The 7,876-nt window shown below is 68.5% G+C and carries 6 protein-coding genes; 1 reads left to right on the plus strand and 5 read right to left on the minus strand.

Translation table 11 applies throughout. From position 1 onward, the window contains the following. From NQU54_RS47540 to NQU54_RS47560, 5 genes are all read right to left on the minus strand, one after another. A partial coding sequence (locus tag NQU54_RS47540; protein ID WP_257636483.1) for a Tn3 family transposase occupies positions 1-2,857 on the minus strand: 2,857 nt, incomplete at its 3' end. A gap of 200 nt (positions 2,858-3,057) precedes the next feature. Then, positions 3,058-3,627 (minus strand): hypothetical protein, encoded by a 570-nt coding sequence (locus NQU54_RS47545; protein ID WP_257636484.1) that lies wholly within the window; start codon positions 3,625-3,627, stop codon positions 3,058-3,060. After that, complete coding sequence (locus NQU54_RS47550) at positions 3,584-4,639, minus strand: site-specific integrase (RefSeq protein ID WP_257636485.1); 1,056 nt, start codon at positions 4,637-4,639, stop codon at positions 3,584-3,586. The genes NQU54_RS47545 and NQU54_RS47550 overlap by 44 nt, the downstream gene beginning before the upstream one ends. A gap of 27 nt (positions 4,640-4,666) precedes the next feature. Next, positions 4,667-4,993: a helix-turn-helix domain-containing protein gene (locus tag NQU54_RS47555; RefSeq protein WP_257636486.1), complete on the minus strand. Its 327-nt coding sequence runs from the start codon at positions 4,991-4,993 to the stop codon at positions 4,667-4,669. Next, entirely contained in the window at positions 4,990-6,069 is a 1,080-nt protein-coding gene (locus tag NQU54_RS47560) for a tyrosine-type recombinase/integrase (RefSeq protein WP_257636487.1), read from the minus strand. The genes NQU54_RS47555 and NQU54_RS47560 overlap by 4 nt, the downstream gene beginning before the upstream one ends. Before the next feature lie 196 nt (positions 6,070-6,265). Between NQU54_RS47560 and NQU54_RS47565 the strand changes: the two genes are divergently transcribed. Further along, a complete protein-coding gene (locus NQU54_RS47565; RefSeq protein WP_257636488.1) occupies positions 6,266-7,144 on the plus strand; it encodes an NAD-dependent epimerase/dehydratase family protein in 879 nt (292 codons plus the stop codon). The last annotated feature ends 732 nt before the right edge of the window (positions 7,145-7,876 follow it).

Below are 7,876 nucleotides of genomic sequence, written 5' to 3' on the forward strand. Positions count from 1 at the left end.
ATGCTTCGGTCTTGTTCGTCGCCGCGGTCACCCGCCGGCGAAGCGCCGGATCAGAGAGGTACCGCAGCAGCTGAACGGTGCGGATCACGCGGCCGACCTCGCAGAAAGCGGCGTAGGTGGCGTTCTTCTTGGAGCCCGAGCGCAGCCGCTTGAGCAGCGTAGACGAGGAGATCGCCCCCTCCCGTACGGAGACCGCCACCTTCATCAGATGCCGGAACTGGGACTCGATCAAGTCCCAGTCGATGACGTTCTTCCCGGACTCGCCGAACAACGCGTCGATGTGCACGTACTCGGTGGTCTTGCTGGGCCGGTAGAAGGTCAGGCCCTTCCAGTTCCTGATCCTGGGCATCAGATCGAAGCCCAACAGGTGCGCGAGCGCGAACACCGGCTGGGACTGGCCCTGGGTGTCCGCGTGCACGGTGGTCGGCTTCACCTCGGAGGAGTTCTTCAGCAGGCCCTCGATGATGTAGACGGCCTCCCACACCCCGCACGGGATGAAGTGCGTAAACAGAGCGACATAGGTGTCGGAGATGTGGTGATATGCGATCCCGCCCGGCTTGCCGTATCGGACGGACGTCTCGGCGAGCAGGTTGTCGAGGTAGGTGTCCATGTGGGTGCCGTCGGCCGCCACCGTGGTGCCGTCGCCCCACGCCTGGGAGATGTCCAGGCGGGCGTGCGCGTTGACCAGGTCGGCGATCGCCTCGTTCAGCAGCACGATGGAGAAGTGCCGGTTCGCCGTGTACGCCAGCTCGTGCCCGCTCACGCCGGGGATGTGCCGGGCGGCCTCGTACGGGCCCATATTCGTGCCCTTGACGAAGGTCGTGAGCACGTACCGGCCGAAGGGGTCGGCCAGCTTCGGCTCGTTGCCGGACGCTGGGCCGAAGCGCTGCCACCAGTTCACCCAGTACGCGGTCCTCGCCACGATCCCCATGAGGGAGCGCTCCGGCATCCGGGCCTTGATCTCCTGCTCCAGGCGCCTCGCCGAGGGCCGCTGTCCCTCCGAGCGGTGTGGCTTGAGCGACGGGATGCCGGTCTCGGGGTCGATGACCAGGCCCTCGTTGTCGGGGTACCCGGCGTCCGCCGCCGCTGCGGCCGCGGTGAGCTTGTCCTCCAGCTGCTGGCGGAAGGCGCCAGCGTCGAACGCGGCGGTCTCGCCCTCCTCGCACAGGCCGACCTCGACCAGGTAGGAGCCCAGCTTCTCCTTCACCACCTCCCAGTCCAGCAGTTGTTTGGACCAATCCGCGTACTCCTCCGAGCCGACCACCGCGACATCGCCGGTGCGCAGTTCCTCGGCGAGCGCGGTGAAGACCATCGCCTCGAAGTGCTTGCGCACGAACTGCCCCGAGCGGGTCTTGTCGATCACGGCCTTGCGCCAGTTCTGCGTGGCGAAGGAGATGTCCACCTCCTTGCCCTCCTCGTCGAAGGCGGTGATGTACTCGCCACGGGCGTGTCGGTGCCGCATCGCGTGCGCGAGCGCGTCCAGCACGCGCCGGTCCTCGGATGTCTCGGTGAACTCCAGCTTCTCGGCCAGGTCGAACATGACCGCGCGGTCCCGGCCGATCTGCCCGTACAGCAGCACCTCCCAGAAGTTGCCATGGTGGGCGGAGACCTTCTCGATCTGCTCGTACTGCTGGTCGAACCCGCCGAGAGCCTCGACCGCCTTGGTGACGGCGCCGAGCCCGCCGGCCTGCACCAGCAGGGCCTTGGCCATCGCCAGGACCGCCGGGGAGACCTTGCCGCCCAGCCGCTGGGCGACCTCGTCCACCGGCGCCTCGTCGTCCAGGCCCTCCAGGGCGTGGCGGACCTCGGCGGTCATGGCCGCGGCCTTCTGAACCGCCTGGTGGGCGGGGCCACCGTCGTCGATGTTCTTGAGCACGGTGCGGTAGTTCCCGATCAGGGCCTCGACGATCTCCCGCTCCGCGAGCCGGATCGCCTCCAGCTCCTCCTTGGCCCTCTTGATCTTCGTGGCCACGCGCTTGGTGAACATCGTCGCCAGGTCGTCGCGGACCCGCATCCTCGCCTTGTGCGTCAGGCACGCGATCAGCGCGATCTGCTTGATGGGGGCGTAGTCCCGCAGTTCCGAGGCATCCGCCGCGTCCGCCTCCCCGGCGAAGTCGGTGATCTTCCCCGTGGCCACCGACTCCATCCACACCGAGGTGTCGCCGAGCTCGTCCAGCCAGTCCAGGCGCTTGGCCAGGTTCTTGAAGTGCGACCAGGTCGGCCCCTTGGCGGGCTTCTTCAACCGGTTGAACAGCGTCGTGCCGTCCGAGTCGCGTTCCTCCAGCAGCCGCAGCAGTCCGGCCCGTTGAGCGGGGCTCATGCGGTCGTGGATGCCCTCGCGGATCGAGGCGTTCACTTCGGTGCGGATCTTCGAGGCCATCTTGTCGAAGGTGGAGAACCCGGGCAGTTCCAGCCCGGCCTCCACGACCTTCTCCAGCGCGATGTTGATGAGATCCGCGGGCCGGTTCTTCGCCGTGGCCTCCTTGCGGATCGACCGTTCGACGATCCGCCGGGCCTCGCCCTGGTCGTACTTCACGCCGACCTTCTTGCGGACCAGGCCCCGGTGGTGCTTGGCCGTGCGCTCCGCCCGGTACAGCGGCAGCGTGCCCTCCGGCAGCTCCACCTGGCGCCGTACGAACTCCACCACCGGCTCCGGCACGTCCTCCAGAGCGGGGAAGCAGCCCATGCGCTGGTACGACTTCAGCATCAGCAGCAGGGCCAGCAGATGCTCGTTACCATCCGTGGCGTCCGCTGCCCACTGAAGCTCATCGCGAGTCGGCGAGAAGAACAGATGCAGTTCGTGCGCGGTGATCAGCCGCTTGAACCGCGGGTATGCGGTCCGCTCGATCGAGGTCACAATCCCGCCCCGGGCCCAGACGACAACAACATCACGACCAACGACACTGAGCCGAACGGGTGACGGGATCGAGGTACTCAGGGCTTCAAGATCAACTCATTGCCCCTTTGGCGCGTATCTCGGCGATACCCCTAGACCCCCGCGAGTTCGCGAAAACTGAAGGCGCTTCAGCGGGAACCTGAGGGTCCGATGCCCTGATGTTAGGGGGTGGACCCTCGGGTTCGTGGTGAAGTCCCGGGGTCGGATTCCAGGGGCCGCTCCAGGAGGGCGCGGGCGGAGTTCGCGTAGCGGATCGCGGTCTTCTCGTCCAGGCCGAAGACCTCGGCGAGGTGGAGCGGGTCGGGGCCGTGGGCGAGGGCTTCTTCGAGCTGCCGGTCGACGCGGAGCTGTTCCAGGGTGGCGGCCTGACCGCGAAGCGGTGCGGTGAGGGAGACCTGGCTGACCGGGCCGGTTCCCAGGGCGGTGATCTTGTTGATCAGCAGGTGTGGGTTGGCGGTGTCGGGCCAGCGTCGGCGCCGGAACTCCAGCCACTCGCGGGCGACGTGCAGCGTGAGGTCGTCCAGCCGCCGGGTGCGGCCGTCGATTGTGAGCTTGCGGTTGCCGATGTCGAGGTCGTCGAGCTGGAGGCGGCGGATCGCACCGGACCGTGCGGCATGCACCGCGGCGAGGGCGAGGACCAGGCGGTCCGTCGGCTTGTCGATCGCGGCGACCGAGGTGTTGATGTGCTCAGGCTCCAGGGGCCTGGAGGACGCCGTACTCGCGCTGGCCAACCCGGATGCGGCTGGTCGGGTTCTTGAAGACGGTGCCGTTCTTCTTCGCCTGGCGGAACAGCGACCGCAGCACGATGAGGGTGTGCTGCCGCTGGCCGCCGTGGAGGGCGTCGAGCTGGGCGAGGACATCGTCGCGGGTCACCTCGCGCAGGTGGTCGTAGCGGCTTGACCAGTCGATCAGCACGGGTCGGATGCGGTTGAGGTAGTTCCAGACCGTGTTCTCGTCCCGTGGCTGGGATCGGGGGCCGCCGTCGTGCAGCAGGCGGGCCCAGTGTTCGACGTCACGGCGGATGCCGGGGGCGATGCCGTCGAGCTTGCGCTCCAGCCACTGCTCGAACGACGGCGTCCGGTCGTCGAGGAAGACACCGATGTGATCGAGGACCTCGATGGTCAGCTCCATGTTCAGCCGACGGGGTTGCAGGGCAGAGTGGAGCTCGGAATAGCGCACGACATCCCCGCCGACGTGCCGGGACATCAGGATGGTCAGGGCCCGGTCCACGGCGAGGCGGATCTTGCGGGGCCAGCCACGGGCCTCACCGAGGCGGTGGGCGGTATGCCGGGCCCAGGCCAGCCACGGATTGTCCGGGCCCGTGTGTCCGGCGGGGTCGACACGGGTGAGGTCGCAGCAGACCGGGAACAGAGACGGCTGGATCCAGCCGCCCGGCGGCGGCGCTGGCGACGGGTCGGGCTTGCGGGGGCGTCCCCGCCGCTCATACTTCGGCGGCCGCAGACGCGGGACCCGCTCCCACAACGGGGCCATATGCGCGAAGAACAGCTGGTGGTACCGCGGTCCGGGCAGCAACGACTCCGCCTTCGCGCCGGTGGCCGCGGCGTCCGTGCGTGCTTGGCACCAGCACAGACGGCAGTACCCCTTCCGCAGCGGGCCGCGTCGGCGGCAGCCGGCGCACGGAGCGTGCGGGCCGGGGCGGGCGAAGGAGTTGCAGCCTCCGCACCAGCGCATGAACAGCAGCCCCCAGGCCAGGCAGTTCGAGCAGCTGTCAGGCTCCAGCACAGCCTTCCCGTCCTCCGTCCCGCCCGGTCACGCAGGGGGCAGGGACCGGCCGTCCCGTCGGCGCGGGACCACCGTCGGGGCCGGGCCGGACGCGACGGCGGCCTGCTGGCCGGCCTCCTCGCCGGGGCGGCGGACCTTGTCCGGCTCGGGGATCAGCAGGTCGCCGATCTCGCAGCCGAGTACGACGCAGATGACGTCCAGGTCGTCGAGCTTGAGGGAGACCGGCTGGCCGGACCACAGCCCGGACATCTTCCCCGCCGAGATCACCAACCCGTGCTCGGCCAGGCTCCGTTGGAGCTCGGACGCCTTCCAGATACCTTTGTTCGCGGCCGTCAGCCGCAGGTTCCACCTCATCGGATCAGCCCTTCCAGCCGCTTCGCGGCCCGCTCGGTCCCGGCGACCCAGGCGTCCTCGACCCGGGTCTGCTGAACATGGACGTACCGCATCGTCGTAGCGATCCAGGAATGCCCCAAAACCTCCTGAATTGCGAGCAAGTCCAGCCCGTTCCCATAGAGTTGGGACGCGCAGAAATGCCGCAGAACATGCGGCGTCAGCTTCTCGCCCCATCCCGGCAGATGCGCTTTGGCCGCGACCTTGAGCCCGCCGCGCAGGGCGTCGTCGCCGACCCGGCGAGAGGAGCCGTCGGCGTTCTTGCGCTCGGAGGGGAACAGCGGGGCGCCGGGGCGGGTGTGGTCGTCGTCGAACTGGCCCCACACGTCCTCGATGAACCACCGCAGCGCGCGGTCGGCGCCGTTGATCAACGGGACCATCCGCTCGCGCGGGCCCGAGCCGCGGGCGCCCTTGCCGTGGCGGACGTGGAGTTTGCCGAAGCGTCCCAGGTTCCACTTGATGTCGGCCAGGTCGAGCTTGCATGCCTCACTGATCCGCAGGCCGACCTGCGACATCAGCTTCGCGGCGGTGTAGTTCCGGGCGGTCGGAGCGAACTTGCGGCAGGTCGCCAGCTCACCGCCCCAGCCGGTGAACAGGATTCCGACCTCCGGCTCGGTCGGAGGAATCCGCAGCTGGGCGTCCTTCGCCCCGCGCGGCCGGTTCATCTCGTCGATCGGGCACTCAACCACCCGGCCGGTCATCCGGTGGATCTCGACCTTGTGCCGCAGCTCCAGGAACATAAAGTACGTGGTCAGTGCCTGGGACCGGGCCAGTCGGGTGCCGCTCGGCGAGTTCCGCAGCACCTTCCCGAAGTACACGTCCGCGTCGGCGGGCTCCATGTCCCACAGCGGCCGGCCGAACCACGTGCGGATCTGCTCCAGGTGCCCGACGTCCCCGCGGATGGTGCCGTCTGCCAGACCCGCCGATGCCCGCGCGAGGACGAACCCGGACAGCACATCGGTCTCGAACCGCTCCAGTTCCTCCGCCGACGCGGGCGCCCAGTGCTCACGCAGGTCCCGTACGACTGCCAGCGCCGCCAACCCGAGCCTCCTCACCTTCAGCCCGACTGCGGATCGGCCGGATAAGTTGAGAACGCTTCAAGAATCCCGAGGTTACGTCAGTCGGCGGCAAGACACCCTGACGAGGGAGAACTCCATGGCCAGCAGGCCAACGGGGCTCGGGTCGCTTCCGATCTAGGCTGGGATCGCACCGCCGCCCCCTGGAACTGGAGTTCTCATGCGTGTCTTCGTCGCTGGCGCCACCGGCGCTGTCGGCAGTCTGCTCATCCCGATGCTGGTTGCGGCTGGGCACGAGGTCACCGGGACCTCACGGACCCTGGCCGGGATCGAGCGGATCAGAAGCCTCGGAGCGACGGGAGCCCAGGCGGACGCGCTCGACGCGGACAGACTGCGGCACGCGGTCTGCGCGGCAGCACCGGAGGTAGTGATCCACCAGCTCACCGACCTCGCCGGCGCGGACGGAGCCGCCAACGGCCGAATACGCCGCGAGGGCACCCGGAACCTGGTGGAGGCCGCGAAGGCGGCTGGGGTCGGCCGGATCATCGCACAGTCGATTTCCTGGGCGTACGCGCCGGGCGAAGGCCCGGCCGAGGAGGTGGTACCGCTCGACAGCACGGCCGCTCAACCCCGAGCCCGGATGGTGGACGCCGTCAGGGCCTTGGAGGAGACGGCGGCCGAGCTGGAGACAGCGGTCCTGCTGCGCTACGGCCTGCTGTACGGGCCCGGCACCTGGCACGCACCAGACGGCGCATTCGCGGCGGCCCTGGCGGGCGACCGGTCGGCGCGCTTCCTGGGGAGCACCGTGGCGAACGACGCGGTGAGCTCCTTCGTCCACGTCGCCGACGCGGCGGGCGCCGCACTGGCCGCGCTCGACTGGCCAGGCGGACCGGTCAACATCGTGGACGACGAACCCGCCCCCGCCCACGAGTGGCTTCCGGCCCTGGCCAAAGCCCTCGGCATGCCCGCACCCGGCGCGGTGGCGGGCCGGCAGGAGTGGGAACGCGGCGCTCTCAACGTGCTTGCTCGAAGCCGGGGGTGGCAGCCCGAGTGGCCGACCTGGCGGAGCGGTTTCGCCGCCCAGCGCGACGTCCTGTGAGTTCTCCAGAATCTTGCTGAGGTCCTTCACCACCGCCAGCGCCGTCAGCATGAGCCTCCTCGACTTCGACCAGGCCGCAGAATGGTCGGACGAAACGAGGACACTTCAGGAATTCCGAAGTTACGTCACAGGTTGGCCGAGCACGCCAACGAGGGAGAAACCCCAGGCCAGGGACTCTGGGCCCCGGCAGGAGTCACGGGAACTCACGGGATGTCGCACACCTGTCACGTGGGGAGCGCGACATCGTGCTCCCACCGCGAAAGGGGGCCGAGAGCCGACAAGGGGCCCTTATGCCTCTCGATGCAGAGAGCTTCAAAAGCGATGGGGTGACTCCAGGGGCCTACGGTTGACGACGGCACACAGGGGCGCGGTACGGCACCGCACGTCTACCGGATCGGGTGACGGACGAATCGGGCACCGTTGACACGTCTGCGAGTTGGGAGCACGAGGGCTCCCAGAGGGCTCCCACTTGCTCCCAGTCCGGAAATGGTTAAGGCCGCCTCCGCTACTCGCGGAAACGGCCTTCGACCTGCGAAAACGCTGGTCGGGACGACAGGATTTGAACCTGCGACCCCTTGACCCCCAGTGGCGCGGCAATTCTCTTCTTCTATTCCACTTTAAGAGCTTGTCTCATGTGGCGTCAGGACGGTGCGGCATGATGCTGTGCCATGGGTGTTGATCTGTCGCAGCGGTTGGTTCCTGACGAACTGTGGTCGCTTGTTGCTCCGTTGC

Source organism: Streptomyces malaysiensis subsp. samsunensis (assembly GCF_024519315.1).
Taxonomy (GTDB): domain Bacteria; phylum Actinomycetota; class Actinomycetes; order Streptomycetales; family Streptomycetaceae; genus Streptomyces; species Streptomyces malaysiensis.